Source organism: Collinsella sp. LCP21S3_A9 (assembly GCF_052118785.1).
Lineage (GTDB): Bacteria > Actinomycetota > Coriobacteriia > Coriobacteriales > Coriobacteriaceae > Collinsella.
In genome coordinates this window covers 1-17876 of the sequence record NZ_JBQKGN010000028.1, presented here as the reverse complement: position 1 = coordinate 17876, position 17876 = coordinate 1, and the positions used below count along the sequence as shown (strand labels likewise).

At 67.3% G+C, this 17876-nt stretch carries 24 protein-coding genes; all 24 read right to left on the bottom strand.

The genetic code is table 11. The annotated features are described in order from the left end of the window. The coding region (locus tag ACTQ05_RS08855; RefSeq protein WP_441538887.1) for a hypothetical protein at window positions 1–347 on the bottom strand (347 nt) is incomplete at its 3' end. Continuing rightward, complete coding sequence (locus ACTQ05_RS08850; RefSeq protein WP_441042116.1) at window positions 347–700, bottom strand: hypothetical protein; 354 nt, start codon at window positions 698–700, stop codon at window positions 347–349. The genes ACTQ05_RS08850 and ACTQ05_RS08855, both read right to left, overlap by 1 nt. Before the next feature lie 3 nt (window positions 701–703). Beyond that, a complete protein-coding gene (locus ACTQ05_RS08845; protein WP_441159341.1) occupies window positions 704–1582 on the bottom strand; it encodes a hypothetical protein in 879 nt (292 codons plus the stop codon). A 2-nt stretch (window positions 1583–1584) separates the two neighbouring features. Then, window positions 1585–2079 (bottom strand): hypothetical protein, encoded by a 495-nt coding sequence (locus ACTQ05_RS08840; RefSeq protein ID WP_441042112.1) that lies wholly within the window; start codon window positions 2077–2079, stop codon window positions 1585–1587. 11 nt (window positions 2080–2090) lie between these two features. Then, a complete protein-coding gene (locus ACTQ05_RS08835) occupies window positions 2091–2954 on the bottom strand; it encodes a hypothetical protein (protein ID WP_441042110.1) in 864 nt (287 codons plus the stop codon). 82 nt (window positions 2955–3036) lie between these two features. Continuing rightward, window positions 3037–4140, bottom strand: coding sequence for a hypothetical protein (locus ACTQ05_RS08830; protein WP_441042108.1), 1104 nt, complete (start codon window positions 4138–4140; stop codon window positions 3037–3039). 2 nt (window positions 4141–4142) lie between these two features. After that, complete coding sequence (locus ACTQ05_RS08825) at window positions 4143–4922, bottom strand: hypothetical protein (RefSeq protein WP_441042106.1); 780 nt, start codon at window positions 4920–4922, stop codon at window positions 4143–4145. Continuing rightward, window positions 4922–7939, bottom strand: coding sequence for a phage tail tape measure protein (locus tag ACTQ05_RS08820; RefSeq protein WP_441042105.1), 3018 nt, complete (start codon window positions 7937–7939; stop codon window positions 4922–4924). Before ACTQ05_RS08820 ends, ACTQ05_RS08825 begins: the two co-directional genes overlap by 1 nt. Next, a complete protein-coding gene (locus ACTQ05_RS08815; protein ID WP_441042103.1) occupies window positions 7939–8349 on the bottom strand; it encodes a hypothetical protein in 411 nt (136 codons plus the stop codon). The genes ACTQ05_RS08820 and ACTQ05_RS08815 overlap by 1 nt, the downstream gene beginning before the upstream one ends. A 26-nt stretch (window positions 8350–8375) precedes the next feature. After that, window positions 8376–8891, bottom strand: a complete 516-nt coding sequence (locus tag ACTQ05_RS08810; RefSeq protein WP_441042101.1) for a hypothetical protein — start codon at window positions 8889–8891, stop codon at window positions 8376–8378. Between the two features lie 72 nt (window positions 8892–8963). Beyond that, window positions 8964–9470 carry a phage tail tube protein gene (locus ACTQ05_RS08805; RefSeq protein WP_441042099.1) on the bottom strand — a complete coding sequence of 169 codons (507 nt, stop codon included), beginning with the start codon at window positions 9468–9470 and terminating at the stop codon, window positions 8964–8966. Window positions 9471–9479: 9 nt separating this feature from the next. After that, entirely contained in the window at window positions 9480–9749 is a 270-nt protein-coding gene (locus ACTQ05_RS08800) for a hypothetical protein (protein WP_441042097.1), read from the bottom strand. Then, complete coding sequence (locus ACTQ05_RS08795; RefSeq protein ID WP_441042095.1) at window positions 9746–10120, bottom strand: hypothetical protein; 375 nt, start codon at window positions 10118–10120, stop codon at window positions 9746–9748. The genes ACTQ05_RS08800 and ACTQ05_RS08795 overlap by 4 nt, the downstream gene beginning before the upstream one ends. Then, a complete protein-coding gene (locus ACTQ05_RS08790; protein ID WP_441042093.1) occupies window positions 10117–10455 on the bottom strand; it encodes an HK97-gp10 family putative phage morphogenesis protein in 339 nt (112 codons plus the stop codon). The genes ACTQ05_RS08795 and ACTQ05_RS08790 overlap by 4 nt, the downstream gene beginning before the upstream one ends. Further along, the gene (locus ACTQ05_RS08785) at window positions 10452–10862 is read right to left on the bottom strand and encodes a DUF6093 family protein (RefSeq protein ID WP_441042091.1); all 411 of its coding nucleotides are present in this window, start codon (window positions 10860–10862) and stop codon (window positions 10452–10454) included. The genes ACTQ05_RS08790 and ACTQ05_RS08785 overlap by 4 nt, the downstream gene beginning before the upstream one ends. Beyond that, entirely contained in the window at window positions 10849–11235 is a 387-nt protein-coding gene (locus ACTQ05_RS08780) for a hypothetical protein (protein ID WP_441042089.1), read from the bottom strand. Before ACTQ05_RS08780 ends, ACTQ05_RS08785 begins: the two co-directional genes overlap by 14 nt. Further along, window positions 11232–11411 carry a hypothetical protein gene (locus ACTQ05_RS08775; protein WP_441085589.1) on the bottom strand — a complete coding sequence of 60 codons (180 nt, stop codon included), beginning with the start codon at window positions 11409–11411 and terminating at the stop codon, window positions 11232–11234. The genes ACTQ05_RS08780 and ACTQ05_RS08775 overlap by 4 nt, the downstream gene beginning before the upstream one ends. Beyond that, on the bottom strand, window positions 11411–12433 hold the full coding sequence (locus ACTQ05_RS08770) for a major capsid protein (protein WP_441042087.1): 1023 nt from the start codon (window positions 12431–12433) through the stop codon (window positions 11411–11413). Before ACTQ05_RS08770 ends, ACTQ05_RS08775 begins: the two co-directional genes overlap by 1 nt. A gap of 3 nt (window positions 12434–12436) precedes the next feature. Then, window positions 12437–12826, bottom strand: a complete 390-nt coding sequence (locus ACTQ05_RS08765; RefSeq protein WP_441538882.1) for a hypothetical protein — start codon at window positions 12824–12826, stop codon at window positions 12437–12439. Window positions 12827–12828: 2 nt separating this feature from the next. Then, on the bottom strand, window positions 12829–13452 hold the full coding sequence (locus ACTQ05_RS08760; RefSeq protein ID WP_441042083.1) for a hypothetical protein: 624 nt from the start codon (window positions 13450–13452) through the stop codon (window positions 12829–12831). Between the two features lie 36 nt (window positions 13453–13488). Then, window positions 13489–14355 (bottom strand): hypothetical protein, encoded by an 867-nt coding sequence (locus ACTQ05_RS08755; RefSeq protein WP_441042081.1) that lies wholly within the window; start codon window positions 14353–14355, stop codon window positions 13489–13491. A 7-nt stretch (window positions 14356–14362) separates the two neighbouring features. Continuing rightward, window positions 14363–15694: a phage portal protein gene (locus ACTQ05_RS08750; protein ID WP_441538880.1), complete on the bottom strand. Its 1332-nt coding sequence runs from the start codon at window positions 15692–15694 to the stop codon at window positions 14363–14365. 19 nt (window positions 15695–15713) lie between these two features. Then, complete coding sequence (locus tag ACTQ05_RS08745; protein WP_441042077.1) at window positions 15714–17213, bottom strand: hypothetical protein; 1500 nt, start codon at window positions 17211–17213, stop codon at window positions 15714–15716. Window positions 17214–17320: 107 nt separating this feature from the next. After that, window positions 17321–17755, bottom strand: coding sequence for a hypothetical protein (locus ACTQ05_RS08740; RefSeq protein ID WP_441036951.1), 435 nt, complete (start codon window positions 17753–17755; stop codon window positions 17321–17323). Window positions 17756–17876 lie beyond the last annotated feature (121 nt).

Sequence of the window (17876 nt, the reverse complement as noted above, 5' to 3'; positions counted from 1 at the left end):
GTGTCGTCCACCGGATCAGGGTCGAGCCACAGGCTCGGGTCAATATGGTCACGGATGCGGTGCGGGACGCGGGGCATCCGGCCCCAGTCAGGGCGGCGGAGCATCCCGACCTGGTCGATGAACCAGGCGGCGGCGGACAGCTGTCCCAGCCGCTCGGACAGCTCGGATTGCAGCGCATGCACCTGCTGCTCGAGTCGCTCCACGCGTGAGATGAGGTCAGGCACCAGGTCGGTGGCTGAGGTGATCTCCGCCGACCGCTGCGTCGAGCGCTGACCGGCACGCGCCACAAGCCACGCCACCACCGGCGACACCATGATCGCCAGCACAGATAGGACAGTACCCACCATCATGCCTCCCGATCGGCGGGGATGCGGGCCGTGATCCACACCGCCCACAGCGCGATCAGATACAACCCGAGTTTCGTCGCCGGGTCGTTGCCGTCGTGGGCGATCCATGCGACGATCCATGCGCCGACCCGTTCGGAGGCTACCAGCGCCATCGCAGCCAGACCCCACACCGACGCCCGAACATGGCTTGATGTGGCGATCGCGACCACGCCGGCAGCGACCCATAGGGCGGCTCGTAGCCAGTCGGGCAGGTCGATCAGCTCGGCGCGGGCAGGGACGGCCGCGTAGAGCAGCGACACCCCGACCAGCACCCATAGGACGCCGAGCCCGAGCATCGCTGTCCGGCGAGACACGCGTCAGTCCTTGAGTGCGTCGCCGAGCCGGGACACGACCGCGTCGGCGACGGCCTGCGGGGTTCCGCCGGCCTTCACTGCGGCCTCGACGGCTGTACGCACCAGCGGGGTGAGTCCGGCGAGCACCGAGCGGGCGATCGCCTGCTCATCGACGACCACGCCCTGACGCTTGGCGAGCTCCCGCACCAGCCGCAGCGTCTCCTGGCTGTTGATGCTGGCCCAAATCTGGTTGTTGTTGCGGGAGCTGGCGACGAGCGCGTTCGATGAGCCTTTCTGGAGCGGCTGCCAGTCGTAGGCGGCCAGCGCGTCGGTGACGATGGCTTTGAGCTGGTTTGGGGTGTAGGGCATGTCATCCTCCTGGGTGGATGTTTGGGTGGTGTGGGTGTCGGTGCGCTGCTGGTACTGCTCCCACGACAGGAGCGGGGACGGTCGCCACGGGTCCGGGTCGCGGTCCTTGCCGACGAGCCCGTCGAGGCCACGCCGGTAGTGCGACACCTGCACCATCGCCGACGCAGCCAGCCCCTCTGTGTTGGTGGTCTGGTCGGGGGGCATGAGCACCAGATGGTGATGCTCCACCCATGAGCGGGACGGCATCCGATGCCATGCCGCGAACCCGACCTGCCGACACGCCCTCAGCACCGCCTTGCGCTGCGGTGGGGTGAGGTGGTGGCGGATCGACAGGTCGACCACGCCGTCTCCGGTGTGGGTCGAGCCCGAGTAGGGGCTGCGTGGCTGCCACGACCCCTGACCGGGGCGGATGATCCACCCGTCCCGCCAGCCACGGAACTCGGGCATCGCGGCAGCCAGCCGCTCGGCCTCGATCAGTGCGTCCCGAGTGCGGGGCGACAGCAGGGAGCCGCGCCACGTGATCCGATCAGCCATCATCACACCTCGTAGGTCATCGTGAAAAACAGCGAGTCGCCCGACGCCCACCCACCAGGGTTGTTGTTGGAGATCCGCCCGGACGGGATCAGCGCAACCACACGGCCAGGGCCCACCGGCCTCACCGTCAGCGGATACTCAGACCCGCCACGCGCCAGCCACCCCACGCCAGTGACCATCATCCAGGCCCTGGCGTTGACCGGCATCGACCACACCCACGCCGCCGACCCGAGATTGGTGGTCGAGCCTCGCCCCATCGACACCGAGGCGTGCACCAGACGCCCCACCTGCATCCAGCGACCCTCCAGCGTGCCGTTTCCGATCGAGAGGTTGGTGCCGTCGCTCTGCGACCACGCCACGGCGTATGACGACCACGACGGAGACAGCGACGACAGCGCATTTTCGGTGCCCTGAGCCAGCAGGGCCATATCTGCCGGGACGTTGTTTGCGTCCGCCAACTCCGGCGTCCGGAGTCCATAGATCGGTGTGGTCGGCATCCCGTGCCTCCTTAGATCGTGGTGATGAGAGTGACCCGTCCAGCGTCGGGACGGTCAGATGGGCCCAGTAGTGCCATGTAGTCCGTGGTGCCCTGGTACGAGACAGCGATCCCGCGAGCAGCGCCGGACAGCAGCGCCGACACCTCAGCGCTGGTCAGCGCGATGTCGACGGTGCCGCCCTGTGCCACTGTCCCGGCGGCGCGAGGCTGAGTTGTCAGCGCGGGAGGTGACGATGGTCGCGTCGCAGCACCGTGCAGCGCCAGCCACACGGTCCGCGCCGCCGACATGCCCGCACCGGTCGCCCGATACAGACGCACCACACCAGACGAGCCAGTCCCGCCCCGTGCCAGGGTCGAGCCGTAAAAAAAGTAGCCGGTGTTGTCGGCCACCTGCCCCGAGGTGGAGTGCCCCTGATAGGCGCGGTGCCCGGCGGTGCCGTCGCTGCGCCACCTCCCAGACCTAGCCGTCGCAGCCTGCACCGCCCCAGCAGCCACAGTGGCCGGTGCGGGCGCCGGATCAGTCTGTGGCGGGGTCGGGTCAGACGGCGGCGTGGATGGCGGCGGCGGAGCGGACGGTGTGCCGATACGGCCCACCACCACACCACCAGCAGACCCCCACAGCAGCGCCACCCGATCACCCACCACCGGCACACCACCGACGTGCGGGACCGTCACAGGCCCCACCCCAGTCGAGACGGTCACCACACCAGACCCAGTGGATGACACAGTGCCCTCACTCGGCCGGGCGGTACGCAGACCCACCACATGCCACACCCCCTCGGAGCGCAGCAGCAGCACCCGGTCACCAACCGCCAGCGGTGTCGGCAGCCACACCAGCGGCGTCACCTCGGACCCCAGCACCGACACCAGCAGCACCGGGGAAGTTGCCCTCACCTCCCCCGCGACGGCAGGCGGACGAGCCGGGGTCAGAGCAGACGCGACAGCATCACCCAGAGGATCAGACATCGACCAGCACCCCCCACCCAGCGCTCGCCGTGACCGTCATCGATCCCCCAGTCAGCGGCAGCCTGATACCCGTCACCAGGGCATCCACCGTGCGGGTCGGCAGCCGTAGCCGCAGCGTGTCCAGCACATCAAGGGCCGGGTCTGGGGCGCACGTCACGGTCAGCACCTGACGACGCGCCGCCCTCGCCCGCTCACCCATCGTCCTCGCCGCCGACGCGCACTGAGCGTTCGTCCGCATTAGCGGGGAGTGCAGGAACTCGGGGACGCGTCCGAACCCGGAGGCATCCCATGCCAGCGGACCCGATGCCTCGAACTCGGCCCCACGTAGCGGCTGCCCAGACTCCGACTCCGATGTCACCACCCACCCGTTGCGGAGCCCGTCCCGGTCCATCACCGGCACCCACTCCACCACATCAGCAGCAGACGCCTCCCACACCTGACCAGACCCCACATCCGGGACACCCTGGAGCGCCCCGGCACGATCCACCCACGCCACCACACCCGCCAGACGCATCACCGACAGCAGCGCATCCATGCGGGACTCCGAGTACTCCACCGACGACGGCACCGTCTGCGACGCTGACCAGTCACCGACCGGCAGGATGTCGGCGACGAGCCGCTGCACCTCAGCGCGCACCGTTCCCCCACGCGGCCGCGTCGGGGTCGTGAACCGGTCATCGGCGACGATCCCCAGCAGGTCACCAGCGGAGACGCGCAGCATCTGAGCACCACGCACCCACCGGCCCGAGCGGTGTAGCCGCCACGGCGACCCGTCCGGCACGATGCGCTCCACGCGGAACTCGCCCAGCGGCGCATCACCGACGCCGGCGTACCCGGCACGCACCACCAGTCGATGCCCATGCACCGCCAGCGGCGCATCCGGTGCGCCCGTGAACAGCGACCCGTCCGGGTCAGCCACAGACAGTTCCAGCGACGACTGCACCTGCCCGCCCCGCACCTCCACCGACAGCGACCCGTCCACCACCTCCAGCGGCTCAGCAGTCAGCACCTGACCCCGCAGCGTCGGCCACACCTGACACGACAGCTCCACATCCCCCAGACGAGCCGCACCCCACCTCTCATCGACCGGCCACATAGCTACGCCTCCAGCAGACGGAGACGGTCCAGATACGTTGCCGCCGCAGCAGTCGAGTCCTGATACGTCGGATGCTCAGCCATATCGTCGGCATAGGTACGGGACGGCACCACCGGCAGGATCGCCGGCCCCCGCGACTCATACCCGTCCATCTGCCACGTCACCCGAGGCAGGTGCGGCACAGTCCGCTCCGACTCCACATCAGCCGCCGACACGTACAGCAGCCCCGTCGGATGATCCAGACACTCAGGGTCGCCCCGCAACACCACCGTCGGCCCGGCCAGCATGATCGCGTCCACCGCCTGCACCGTCGCCTCATCCTCAGCGACCAGACGCCACGACCGGACCCGCACCTGACGCTCACCGCCCTGCGTGATCGGCAAACCACCCATCGGACGCACCATCTCCATCGCCGACGACCACCGGCCACGCGACCCGCCCCGCAGCACACCAACCACCACAGACCCCATCGGGGACATCGGGTCAGACAGCCACGCCATCGAGTGCCCGGGCGACGGGGCCGACACCTGCACCGACGCCGACTCCACCACCTGACCCGACCCGGACAGGGCCTCCACCCGATACGACACTGGAGAGCCGACAGGCAAGTCATAGTCCACCACCCGAGCCGACGACCCGAGCAGCACGTGACGGCCACGCACCAGCACCTCTGCCGCGCGCCACACGCGCCACGCTCGCACCGACACCGCACCGGCAGGCACCTGAGTCACCAGCATGTCCACCCACGGCGGGGACTGCATCACCAGCGGAGCCAGTATCATCAGCGTCTCCTCACCGTCGATGCCGACCGACGGCCAGCCATCTCGATCCGCGCATCCACCAGCCGCTCCACACCCGAGGTCGGGTCCACCATGACGATCCGGGCACCAGCCAGACCGGCAGCAACCGCGTCCGCGACGCCGGATGTGTCGAGAACTGGGGTGGTGTGCGAGATGCCGCCACCGGCGTAGGTGCGCATCCCAATCAGGCTGGCCGTCTCCCGGAGGATCGACTGCGCTCGAGGGCGGCGCCAGTCGTTGGCGAGCGGAATGTACGCCTCGCCGCCCGTCTCCGGCTCGGCCCAGATGCGCCAGTCGCCCGCTCGCGCGATCTGCGGCAGGTGCCCGTTCGCCCGGTCGGTGTACAGCCCGCCAGAGGCGTTGATAGTTGCCCTGTTTCCGCCGCCGACCATCTCCCGGCCGTCCTTGGAGACATGGACTTTGATCGTGGCAGTGCGGGTCCGGGCTGCGTCCGCCAGGAGCCGGTTCGCGGTCGCGAGGTCGCCCCGCTCCACGGCGGCGAGAATGCTGGTGCGCACAGTGTCGGGCACGCCGTCAAGCTTGGTTTTCCACTGATTCAGGCGCGCATCGGCGGCCGACTTCTCCAACTGGACCGCGGTGCTGATGTTCTTCGGTGTCTTGAACAGCTGGTCAATGTAGGCGACTGCCGCGGCCTTGCTCCCGAGGTATTGGGTGGCGACCTTGATCATCTGGTCGCGGTACTGGCCGTGGATAGCGATGATCGACTCGATCGACTCACCCTGTTTGGTGCGTTCCTCGATGTCGCGCTGCGCATTGCTGACCATGTCCAGCATGACGCGGTTGTTCGCAATGCCAGCTTCGGTCGTCCGGTCGAACGCGCTCTTGGCCTGGGCGTGCCCGCCAGCGACCTTTTCGGCCCACTCCTTGGCGGCCTTGCTGCCGTCCAGCACGGACTGGTTGAAGCCGAGCTGTGCGTCGAGCATGGCGACGGCAGCGTTGTTGGCGGCGAACAGGCTGTTGACATACTCGTCATAGCTTCGGGTCGCGGCGTCGGTGGCGGCAGAGAGTTCCTTCTGCTGTTTCGTCAGCGCCTCGGATGTCGAGCCTGCGTCCTTGGCGGCGATCTGGGCGGACCGGACGGCGATGGGGATGTCGCCACCCATCCAGCGCACGAGGTCCTCGTTGGACAGGTTGAGCAGGTCGGTGTATCCCGTCGCCTCAGCCAGCGCCGACGCCTGCGCCCGCAGCCCCTCCGCATAGGTCGGGAACTGGCGGATGAGAGAATCGTTATCGACACCCTGCTTCTTGGCCGCCTCGGCCATGCGGGCGAACGCGGCGGCGGCCTTGTCGGCGTGGCCGGTGCCAACCATCTGGCCGAGCGCCTGATCTGCTCGCCGGAAGCCCTCTTCCAGTTCCTTGAGTGCGCCCAGATTGGCCGATGCGCCTGCAAAAAGGTTGGCCATCGGGTCAGAGCTGTTCCGCAGGTCATCCCACTTCCTCAGCTGCTCGAACGCCCCTTCGACGCTCAGTTCGATCTTCTGCCAACCCATGCTCGTCTGAGCCGCGAAGTCTTGGCGAGACATTGCGGCGGCGGCGGATTCAGTGGACAGGGCCAGCTGATCCATCAACGAAGCGGTTTGCTCAAGCGTCGGTTGGCCAACCCTGACCTTTTCAAACACCATGGAGGCGACTTCGAGCGCCACGAAGGCCAGGCCCACAGCGCCAGCGGCCCTCCCCATGGCTCCCAAGGCGCCGATGAACTTGGGCTGGGCTGCCTGCAACGCCAAGAGCGCGGTACGGAACTCGACAGCCGCCGTCGTGGCCTTCATGATCAGACCAGCGGCGAGCGCGAACCCGCCGAACGCGGCCAGCAGCTTGAGGACCGAGGCGGCCATGGTTGGATGCTCAGCAACCGCGTTGATCAGTTCGGTCAGCCACTGCACGACGCTCCGCAATGGGGCTTGGGCGTCTGTGCCCATCTTGATCAGCAGTGTCTCCCACGAGCCGCCGAGCACCTGCAAATCGCCGTTCAGGTTGTCCAGCAGGCCTGCGGCGACACGGGCCGCGTAGCCGGAGTCGTTGACGTTGTCGACCCACTGCTGGATACCCTCAGCGCCCTGCTCGTACAGCACCGACGCGTTGCGGATCGCGAACGAGCCGAAGATCGTGGACAGGGCCGCCTGCCGCTGCTCCACGGTCAGGTCGCCCAGCTTGTCCTTGAGCTGGCCGGCGAGGTTGGTGATGCCCACGAATTGGCCCTCGGCGTCGTAGGCGGAGATGCCGAGCTCGTCCATGGCGCGCTGCGCCTCTCTGGACGGCTTCGCCAGGGCCAGCAGCATCGACTTGAACCCGGTGCCCGCCTCGGCGCCGATCATGCCCGTGGAGGCGAACGCGGCGAGAGTGCCGACGGTCTCCTCGATGGAGACGCCGAATTGGGAGGCGACGACGCCGGACTGCTTGAGCGCCTGCCCCATGTCCCCGACCGAGCCCATGGCCTTACCAGCTCCTGCGGCGAGCAGGTCCGCGACATGCCCAGCGTCCTTGCCCTTCAGCTTGAACTGGACGAGGGCGGCGGATGTTGTTTCAGCGGCGTCGGCGACGCTCAGCTGGCCGGAGGCAGCGAGGTTGAGTGCGCCCCGCAAACCGCCCGACAGGATGTCAGCGGTGGACACGCCAGCCTTCGCCAGCGCCGTGATGCCGTCGGCGGCTTCGGTGGCCGAGAAAGCAGTGTCGCGCCCAGCGTCGAGCGCGGCCTTGCGCAGGCCGGCGATCTGTCCACGGGCCTCCTCGCCAGTGGCGGCAACCTCCGCCATCGACTGCTCGAACGATGCCGAGGCGCGGACGGCCATCGCGACCCCGGCCATGGCGGCGGCGCCGAGGCCGATCATCGCAGTGCCAGCGCGGCGCCACCCCTCCGTCTGAGAGGCCTTCGCGGTCGCCGCGCCCAGAGTCTCCACCGACGCCTTCGCGCGACCCAGCGCCGCCGTGAATCCTTCCACAGAGGCAGCGAGAATGACCTTGACATTGCGGTCAGCCATCAGGGCCTCCCTTCGGGGTGCTCGAACGCGAACCACTTGAGGTGGTGGGTGGGGACGGGCTGGTCATGGTTGGCAGCCTCGAGGGCCTTGACGTGCTTGCTCTGCACCTGCTCCAGCACCTCGCAGGGGCGGCAGCGATACATGCCGACGCGCCACCGTGGCCGCTTGTCCGGCTCGGCGTCGTTGTCCCACAGGCCACGCTCGTAGGGGGTGCCGCAGCCGGGGCAGCACTGCTTCTCCCACGCGTCGAATGCGATCCACAGCGACCGCTCCCACGCGTCGAACTCGGGGTCACGGGTGGTGATGGTTGTGCCGTCGGGGCGGGTGGTGGTGACCGTGGTCGGCTCCCACCCGTTGAATCGGCGCAGGCTGACGCCCAAGCTGCGGGCGATCGCCAGATCAGTCCGCAACTCGGCGTCGGAGGCGACAACCTCAGCTACATAGGAAAATCCGGCAGCTCACCGAGGATCGCGTTCAGTTTCGCGTTGTGGGCCTCCAGTTCGGGAAGCTCCATGTTGTCCACGAGATGCGAGAACCGGGCCTCGTCAATGTCGGCGATCGTCTCACCGTCGAGGGTGGTGGCGTGGGTGAAGCAGCGGCGCATGAGGTTCCCGTACACGTCGGTCGCGGGGCCCTCGGTGTCGATGGTGGCGTAGAACTCCCTCGACTCGGCGGGGAGCAGCGCCCGGTAGTGGATGAGGATCGACGCCTCACGCAGAGCGGCGCGGGCCGCTTGCACAGCCTTCTCGGCCGCCTGACGCCCCGACGGCTTGGCTCCGAGCGATCCCGTCTTGGGTGCGTCGTCACCGGAGGGGCAGGCGTCCAAAGCGTTCTTGGCGGCCTCCCAGGCCTCCCACAGAGCGGGGTCCAGGCAGACAGGGGCGGTGGTGGTGCGCCGGATGCTCGACTTCACTCGGGCGTCCAGCAGCTGGGCGTACTTCGATTCAGACATGGTGGCCTCTCTGAGATGCAGCCACCCCCTACGCGCGAGGCCATGCGGTAGGGGCTGGCTGCGATTGGGGGGTTAGGACGCGATGGTGGCGAACAGCCCGGCGTTGCGTCCATCGACGGCGAGCGCGACGCGGACCTCGTACACGGCACCCTCCTCGACCCCGATAGGCACGAGATCGACGGCGGCGACGCGAGCCTTGATGACCTGAGCCTTCTGCGATGCTGCAGCCGGGGTCGTGTGCTTCAGTCCGGGCCGGTGGATCAGGTATACCACCGAGTCCTCCACGAACTTCTCCGAAATGGTCTCCGCCTGGGGGTCGCCGATCTTGATGGTGAGCGGCTCGAGGTTGCGCTCGCGATTGCCGACGCGCTTCTTCGCGACCTTGTCGCACAGGTACTGCGAGCTGGCGTAGGAGACGTCGGTGGAGATGCCGAACGACTTGATGGAGCACTCGATGGCGGTGCCCGCGTTGTACTCGGCGACGGTCGGCTTGTCGAGGTCCGCGACAGCGGGGGCGACGATAACGGCGGAGTTCTCGAGAACCTCCACGCCGTCGGGATTGAAAACAGTGAGAGACATGGGGGCTCCTTAGATGTTGGTCTTGAACTTGGGGTGTGCTGGGTTGCCGTTGGCGTCGACGGCTGGCGACTTGAGTGGCTTGTAGCGGGCCTTGTCAGAGTCCGCGAGGTTGGCGGAGATGGTGATGTGGTGTCCGGTCGCGGTGTCGCGGACACGCACGACGCTCACCCCGATTCGGGTGACAGCGGCCATGTCGGCGTCGGTCGCCTCGGCCTCCTCGGCCTCGGTCGTCTCGATCTCGACCGGTTCGGACTGGTCGGCGGCTCGGGTGGTGGTCATAGCTGGTTCCTTCTGATGCGGACGGTGAAAACGAGAGTCGCAGACATGCGGACGTCGCCAGCAGGGCCCTCGGTCACCAGTGGCCCGGATGATTCCTCGACCATCGCCGAGTCGGCACCGAACGGCTGGCACCTGTTGAGGGCGGTGCGGACGATCGTCACCGCGTCCCGGACGCCGGGGCGGGTGCGGGCCACACACACGGCGCTCACGTCGACCCTGATGTGCGCCGACGGGGCACAGATGCGGCGCTCCGACTCCAGACCGGTGTCGTAGTACAGACATACGTACCGGCCCGGTGGGGTCGCTGGCGGTTCCCCGTCATAGACGGTGAGGGCCGGGATGCGTGCCGCGAGGTCGTCGTGCAGGCTCACAGGATGTCCCCCGCGATCTGCTCAATCCGCTTCACGTAGGCGTCCTTCTTGGCTGCCAGCGCGGGCCCGAGGAACGGCTGCGGACCGTGCCGGGAGGTACCGAACTCCTGGAACACGCCGTGGCGCGCATCGGCGGCCACGACAGCGACGAGACCCTTGGCGTGGCTGACGATCGAGTTGGCGAGCGCACCGGATCGGCGCGGAGCGCGGCTCTTCGCCTCCGATGCCACCTCCCTGCCTGCGGCGGCGGTCGCCTTGATGACCTCTTGGGTGACCTTCGACGACGCCTTCCCGAGGTCGACGGCGAGCTTCGTCAACTCTGCATTCTCGGTCATGGCGTCTCGATCACCGATGCGGTGAAGCGGCGCTTGACGACGCCGAGACCGTTCTGGCGGACTGTCTCCACCGTGAACCGGGCGCCGTCGAGAGACGGGTCGCGGGGGCAGTGGTTGACGACCATGACGTGACCCTCCCTGAGCGCATCTACCCACCACGGCACCGAGCAGCGGTAGGCGCGGGACGTGACGGGCTGCTGACCCGTTGATGTCACCTGCCCGGCCATGGAGCCGGGATCGACAGCACCGACGCCGGCGTAGACCTCGGGGCCGAACATCTCCACCTCGGAGCCGTCCACGAACTCGTAGCGGCGATGGGTGTAGATGGTGACGTCGCAGTCCATCTCCGACTGGGCGTGAGCGCGGAGGGTGTCGAGGGCGTCGCGGGTGACCTCACCAAGCAGCATGACGGCCTGCCTGATAGGCGGGGTTGATGCTGAACGCCTCGGACTCCCGTCCGCGATCTGGGGCCAGCAGGTCCCAGTGCGCGGCGGTGATGCGGAACCAGCCCGTGTCGGCGGTGTCGTACCGCACCGACGTGGACGAGTCATCGACAGCGACCTGAGTTGCTGTGACGCCTCGCCCCGGCGAGGTGAGGCGGTCGGCGACCACCTCGGACACCACCAGGGCGAGGGCGTCACTGTCGAGCGCCTCGAGGGGGCCGAGGCGGTCAGCGATCATGCGTTCAACCACCGCGATCCACCGCTGAACGAGGACTGTCTCATCGCCACCGAGGCTCGCCCTGCGGGCGGCGATGCGGACGTCCTCGACGGTGGTCACTTCGACCGGCCCCGCGTGGCAGGCTTCGGCTTCGACGGGGCCGGGTCGTCGGCGGCCAGCAGATGGTCGCCGATCATCCCCTCAGCCCAGTCAGGTACCGCGTCGCCACTGCGGAGCGCCACCGGCTGACCAGAGTCAGGGTGGCGCACCACAGTGGTAGCGATGAGAGTGCTCATCACAGCACCTTCACGGCCATCGACAGGTTCGCGTTCGCGAGGACCGGCAGCGCGATCGCGTCACCGACCACCTCGGCGATCATCGGCACCGTCTGATGCCGCCACAGCCCTGCGACGAGACCCGGCATCTCCGCATCGACGAGCGAGAACTTCGGATCGGTCGCGGTCAGGGTCTGACCCCAGAACGTGGCGCCGAGCTCGGTCCCGTTGTAGTCATCGATGGCGGTCGGCTCCGGCAGGAAAAGCAGCGTGTCGTCAGGGATGACGCGCCCGCTCTTCGTGCGCCGGTCGTAGATGATGATGTCGGGCAGGCCGGCTGAGGACACGATGCCGCGAACATCCTGCTCCATCGGGCGGCGGAACGCCCCAGCAGCGGTCTGGCCCTGCATGACCTTAAGGCCGGACAGGGCGCGGAACACGCGGCGCGGCATGACGATCGCGCCGGGTTCGGTGCCGTTGCGGGTGGAGTACAGGTCCATCCACGTCTCGAGTTGGGTCAGTCCGTCCGTGGTGTCGGTCGACCAGAGGCTGTTCGCGGTGATGGTCAGGTCGGCGTCTCGACCGAAGTCATCGCTGGTCTTGTAGTTCGACTGCGTGATGGTCGCCTTGCCTGTGGCGAGCACAATGCCACGCATCCGCTCCACCGCATCAGCGATAGCCAGCACGCACCGGTCGGCAGCGCGGAAGCCTGCGTTACGGATCGAGTCGTCAGAGGCGTTCCGGTGCCGCAGCTGGGCGTACTCGCTGATGCGCTCCTTGCGAGACACAGCAGGCAACTCGATGATGACACGACCCTCGGGCGGGGTGTCGCCGATCTCGGGCTCAGCGTCGTAGGCGCGCCACTTCGCCTCATCCACGAGACCGTTCTGGCCCTTGTGGAAGCGGGCGGAGATGTCGTCCACCTCCCGGTTCGGGAGGAACTGGGCGAGCGAGCCCTTGCGGCGCTCGATGGCCGACAAGCCCTCACGGACATAGCCGGTGAGCTCGGCAGGGTCGATCAGGTCAGTCCACAGTTCAGCCATGGATCAGCCCTCCTTCACGAGGTCGAACTTCGACGCGTCGGAACCGGTTTGCGGCTCGACGTGCGCCTTGGGGAGCTTGGAGACGTTGATCGAGCCGTGCCACACGACGGGCACCGCGAGATCAGAGACCCCATCGGTAGCCTCGTCGGAGAACAGAAACCCGAGCTTCTCGCCCGAGGCACCCGTCCACGGCTCGATCGCGCCGAGGTTGGCGATGTTGAGCTCCAGGCCGGACGGGAAGAACCCCTTGGGGTAGTGCCCATCGGTCAGGCTGGTGCCCTTGGTGAACGTCGACACGTCGAGCGTGCCGGTGTGGTTGTTGACAATTGCGTGAGCCGAGGCGAGCCAGGAACGATTCCCGCCCGAGAACGACTCAACCTTCATGCGAGGCATGGTCACTCCTTCTTCTGATGTAGTTGCCGGTAGGCGTCGCGGCCCGCTTGAACGGTGCCGCCCTTGTTGGAATCGCCCCCACCTCGCCCGATGGACGGGTCCGGCTTGGGGCCGCGGGGCTTCGCGCCGTCGCTGCCGGTATGGTCGGCGGGTGCCAGCCGTGCCGCGAGGGCATTTAGCTGGTCTTCGCTGGTCGTCGCGACCAGAAGTTTGATGTCGTCCTCGGCGGTGATGCCGTGGGAGCGGGCCGCCCGTTCGACGGCCAGCTCGTGCTGCATGTGCTGCATCTGCGCCGCAACGTCCTCGACCGTCACCTTGGTTGGGTCGGGGGTCTCCGCGCCGGCGATCGCTGCCAGGCCGCGTTTCAGTTCCGACATCTGCTGCTCGAGCGCCTTGCGTCCGTCGCGTTCCCTCTGGAGGGCGCGGAGGCCGCTGTCGCCGAGCTTCTCGTCGGCCTTGTCGGCCTTGTCGTCATCCTTGGGCGCCTCGGGGGCCTTGCTGCCGTCGGAGGGTTCCTTGGGGGCCTCTGGGGCGCTGTTGTTGTCGGCCAGCATCGTGAAGCCGCCGAACAGGGCGCGGTGAGTGTCGATGATCTGTCGCAGATCGTCGGGCGTGTGGTGCGGCATCGTGCCACCTCTCTGGGGTTGGGTGCGCTGACTCGCTCAGCGCATGTACTTGTGTTTCCGCAGTAGCTGGATCGCCATGTCCTGGTCGTCGCCCGCCTTGGCGTAGATCGCTTTCGGGGTCCAGCGCTCCATCCTGCGAGCGCCGTACATGGTGCGGGCGCCGTTGGCTCGCAGCACCGACTTCTTTTCGCCGTCCTTGGTGATGCGGACAGCCGGCTTGGCGTTGATGACTTGGTTGATGTCAGCGCCGTCCTCGATCGCCCGAAGCTGGTCTCGGGTGAGGTCCTTGATGTCGGACACGTCCAGCGGAGGCACTGAGGGTTTATCCCGGTCACTGACAGCCACCAGGCGTCCATCGCAGCCGGGGTGCCGCGTGAACGACCTCGTGCCAGGCTTGAACAGCTTCCCGACGAGCACCGCGCACCGCTGGCACATCGGGGCGGGGTCCACGAACATCAGCGACGTGCGAGCCCTCCCAGTCGCCCCGACCATGGCGGCGTTACGGCCGGCTTCCGACACAGCCCAGTGGGCCATCGTCTGCGCCACCCTGCCGCCAGCGGCCAGCTTCTGAGTGGCAGTGCCCGGCGTCGCCCTGGCTGTGATGACAGCCGGATACAGGAGGGCGGGGATTGTGAGAACTGCCCCTGACGTTGGGTGCTCCGCCCATCCGCCGAAACCAGCCGGGTCGACCTCCGCCAACGCCTTCTCTGGGTATCCGGAGCGGTACAGGTCGTCGTCCACGCTGGCAGCGCCAGCAGCAGCGGCACCGATCTGCGCGGCCACCACCAATCGAGACAGAGGCGTCAGCTTCAACTGCCATTGAGCAGCCCAGTCGCCGCTCGCGCGGATCGTGCGCCACTCGCGGCCCACCATCGTGGCAGCGGCCCGCGAACGGGCCAGCATCGCCTTCTCAGGCGACTGTGGTGACATCGCCCGGAGCCGCCATCAGCGCCTGCACCAGCGGGTCGGCATCCTGCTCGCGGAAGTAGGCCCGCTCCCGTTGCTTGCGCCCCTCGTCCCATCCCAGTTCGTCCCACACGCCCTCGCGAGAGAGGATCGGCACGCCGCCAGCCATCTTCGTGAGGGCGTCGGCTCGCTGTGAGTAGGTGGGGGTCGCGGGATCGTGCCACAGCGCCCTGATCTCGTTGCCGGGGAGCCATTCGCCGGTGCGGAGGCGTTCCCGCAGTCCCATCACCCACGCCCACGAGTCGCCGTCGTACACGTTCATGCGCTCGACGTTGCGGATTAGACGGGCCTCATCGGCGCGGATCGCGCCCTCCGACGCAGGATTGACGGTGTCTTGACCGAGGTAGCGGGTCGGGAGCCCCAACATCCCGCCACACCAGCGCAGCATCGCGTTCACGGCGTCGGTAAAGTTCGACAGTTGCGCCGCGTCCCACGACCCGAACTTGGCGTCCTTGTTCGACGTGACCTTGAGGATGGTCATGTATGCCTCCCACGTCGCCATGGGTTTACCCGTCTTGGGGTTGATGAAGTCTTCCTTCTTGACGCCAGCGGCCCACCGGTGGGGCCACGCCAACGCCTCAGCGCCGATCTGCGTGTTCGTGATGATGCGGGCGATCGCGTCCGTCATCGGGATCACGTCCGCCATCTCTGACACGCCAGTCCAGCGGCCCGTGCGGGGCCGGTTCAGGAACATCACGACCGGCACTCGGCCAAGCCCGTGCTCGTCAGGGTCGAACTCGTCGGCCCAGTCGTGGCCGTCGCGGATCAGATAGCGGCTCTTGTTGGGCAGGTACAGGGTGGCGCGCTGCCGGTCATCGTCGCCGGTGTAGGTGCGCAGCGCGGCAGTCATGCGCCGACGGGGATCGATCTCGACCGAGAACGCCTCAGGCGACTCCACGGTGATGAGCGGCTGATCGGGTTCTTCAGGGTTTGTGGACACGACCGCGAAGCCGCGCCCGAAAGTTCGGCAGTCCTTGTGCGGCAGCGATGACTGGGAGGGCAAGTTGTTGTACTCCCACGCCTCCTGCAAGCCGCGGTCGATCTTGTCGGAACCCGACCGCTGGAAGGCGCGCAACTGCTGGCGGCGCTCCGGCTCATCCACAGCCATGCGTGGCACGTTGATCGCGACCTCGAACATCCTCAGTTCGGGCGGCACGGCGAGACCGATCACGTCGATCTTCTGCAGGCCCTCGTAGTACATGTCGAGGTGCTTGTAGTCGCGCTTGATCTTCGGGGTCTTGCGGTGGAGGCGGTTCAGGACATCAATGTCACCCATGCCCACCTCCATTCATCGTCTAGGCGAAGCACCACACGGCGCTGTTCTGTGAGTCGTCATCGGTCCAGTCGGTGGCCAGCACAGCCCGTCTCGCCGCGTACGCGAGGGCGTCTGCCACTACGACGTCGATCTTGCGGGGGCTGTTCGGGTATTCCTTGCGGATCAGCCGGTACTGGCCGCGCCGCTTCACGAACGCGTTGCCGTAGTGCCGCAGCGCGTCCGGGTCGCTGCTCTGTTTCGTGGTGCCGTTCACGATGTCGGTGTGGAGCGTGTCCAGCGCCGGCCCCATCAGGGTGTCCGACGTCGTGGGGAATTCGACCACCACGTCCTCGCCGAACTCGTGCGCCAGGTCTGAGATGTCGCTGCGCCACTCGTGTGGGTCGTAGTGGCCTCGGATCACGCGATAGCGCTTGTGCGCCTCACGGATACGCTCCAGCACCTCAGTGCGCGGCACCTGCCATCCGATGCCGTCGACACCCTCGGGTTTCTCCCACAGTCCGATCGTCCACCGGTAGCCGTCTGACATCCGGCAGCCGCGGAGGATGGTCGAGTCGGAGTTCAGCGACCCGTCGAACCCGAGCGTGATCGCTGTGCCATCGGCAGGTTCGGGGCCGTCCATCTGGGCGTCCTCCACAGCCCTGAGCGCGATCCACGCATCCGAGGACGCCATGGCGCGGTTCAGGTAGTAGCGGGCACCCTCAGCCTCGTCACGGCACTCGGTTGGGTCCAGCATCGTCCGATAGGCAAGTTCAGGGGTCATCCACCCCGACACGGGGTCCATCGCCGCGCCGTACACGTAACGCAGCTGCGCCAGCGTGTGCTCGCGGTCCTCATAGATGCGGATCGGTCCCTTCGCCTCGCGATGGTGCACCAGCCATCCGGGGCCTAGTTGCTCGGCCTTCCAACGCTTGTAGATCGTCTCCCAGACGCTCTCCTCGCCGTAACGGAATGCGGTCGTTGTCAGCAGCGCCCACGGTTCGTCACGCGACCTCTTCGGTAAGTTACGCATCGTCGTGGCGTACATGTTCCGCAGCTCCGGGAGCACGTACAGGTGCACCTCATCCGGCACGAGGAACGTTTCCTTGCCGCCGTCCTTCGACGCGGCACCAGACGAACTCGAGCGGCACTCCCCACCGTTCGGCAGATAGATGTTAGTCGCTGAGCGGTAGTCGCGGATGCCCTTCACGCCGTCGTAGATGTCTGGGTGGTTGTCGTGTCCCCAGTCACCCATCACGAAAGCAATGTTTTGGAACGTGTTGCCCGACTGCTTCTCCTCGGTCGCGAGGCAGCGGACGAACGGGGAGCGGATCGGGCGTCCCACCGGCTGCCCGCTCGCATCCCAGCCGTCAAAACGCACCGGGGCCAGAGCCTCCGCCACGCCAATCAGGCCCGCGACCTCCGACTTCGCCCGACCCTTCGGCATTGACAGCACGCCACGAGAGATCAACCGACGCCCCGACGCCGGTTCGAGCTCGTAGGCGTCCACGATGAAGTCAAACATCTCGTCATCGAACGTCAACGGCTGCCCCTCCACCGGCCCAGGGCCATGGCAGGCATACGCCTCGAGCCAGTCGATGACGGCATAGCCGAGAGAGCACTTCTGCCCCTCGAACAGGGGGCGGAACATCAGCCTGCGCGCCGCTTCCGCGCCCGGTCAAGGCTCGACACCTTGCCTGCGGATGCGACCGACTCCACAGACTTCTGATAGGCACCCCTCGGACCCCGATACTGGGGCCGTCGACCCTCCACGTCCGGCAACCGCAGCGCCGCCAGCAGCTGCTTGAGGACCGTGGCCGTCGCGTTCGCCTCACGCAGCGCCGAGTTCACGACCAAGCTGGACACTCCGTTACCGTCCGTCTCAATCGACAGCAGCACGTCATGCTTGCCACGGATCGCCGCATCCAGAGAATCGAGCCGATCCTTTGCCCGGCACGCCTCCTCCAGTTGCACCAACTGCTCCGGCGTCAGCTCGAACACGTCCGCCACGCCACGCCACAAAGCACGCCCACCATCCGCCAACGAGGCTGGACACGGGGCCGGGATATGGGGCTCGTCAGACATGCTCAACACCTCCAGCGTCGCGCCGATATGCATCTGGTGGTATCGCGCCACCAGAGAGAATGGTTTTCAGGTCCTGTAGGCTGCGAGACACCTTCCTAGCGCTGGTGCGCCTGGGCCGCTT